Annotated in this window: 1 pseudogene; it reads left to right on the forward strand. The window is 71.9% G+C overall.

What is annotated here, in order from left to right:
• A pseudogene (locus tag RG19_RS00005) lies at positions 1 to 924 on the forward strand (ESPR-type extended signal peptide-containing protein); the annotation flags it as partial.

Below are 924 nucleotides of genomic sequence, written 5' to 3' on the forward strand. Positions count from 1 at the left end.
GCCTATGCGGAGGCCGATTACGCCACCGCGGTGGGTGCGGGCAGCAGCGCGTATGCGCAGGGTGCGTCGGCGTTCGGTACCGGCGCACTGGCCGGCGGCGAATTTGCTACCGCGTCAGGTTATGGCGCGACGGCGGAAGGTGCGTCGGCCACTGCAGTCGGCGGTACGCTGTACTACGTCGATCCCAACACCGGCGAAGTCCTGCTCGACCAGACCACGACCGCCAGCGGTGACGGCGCATCGGCACTGGGTGCAGGCGCGCAGGCCACCGGCGCCTTCAGCAGCGCGACCGGCGCGGCCGCGATCGCCAGCAATACGCAGGCCACGGCAGCCGGCTACAACAGCCAGGCCACCGGCCTGGGCGCCACCGCGACCGGCGGATTCGCCGAAGCGAGCGGCGAGCTCTCCACCGCGCTGGGCTACGGCGCCGAGGCGAGCAACACGCGCACGACGGCGGTCGGTATCGGCGCTGCGGCCTCCGGTCTCAATGCCGTCGCCATGGGCAACAACGCCGACGCCAGCGGCGACATATCGGTCGCGATCGGCAACACCGCCCTTGCGACCGGGCTCAACACCGCCGCGGTCGGCGGTTCCGCGCGCGCCACGGCGGACAACGCCACCGCCTTCGGCCAGTTCGCTTGGGCGACCGCGGCGGGCGGTACCGCGATCGGCCGCGACTCTTACGCCTACGGCGGCATCAATGCCACCGCGTTGGGTCTGAGCGCCTGGGCCAGCGGCACCAGCAGCGTCGCGCTGGGCGCGGGCTCACGTGCGACGGAGGACAACGTGGTGTCCGTCGGCAACGGCACCGGTACCGGCGGCCATCCGGCGACGCGTCGCATCGTCAACGTCGCCGACGGCGTGAATGCCAACGACGCGGTCAATGTCGCCCAGCTCGATGCAGTGGCCGAACTCGCCGAAGGC

Origin of the sequence: Luteimonas abyssi, assembly GCF_001482195.1 — a bacterium.
GTDB classification, from domain to species: Bacteria; Pseudomonadota; Gammaproteobacteria; order Xanthomonadales; family Xanthomonadaceae; genus Luteimonas; species Luteimonas abyssi.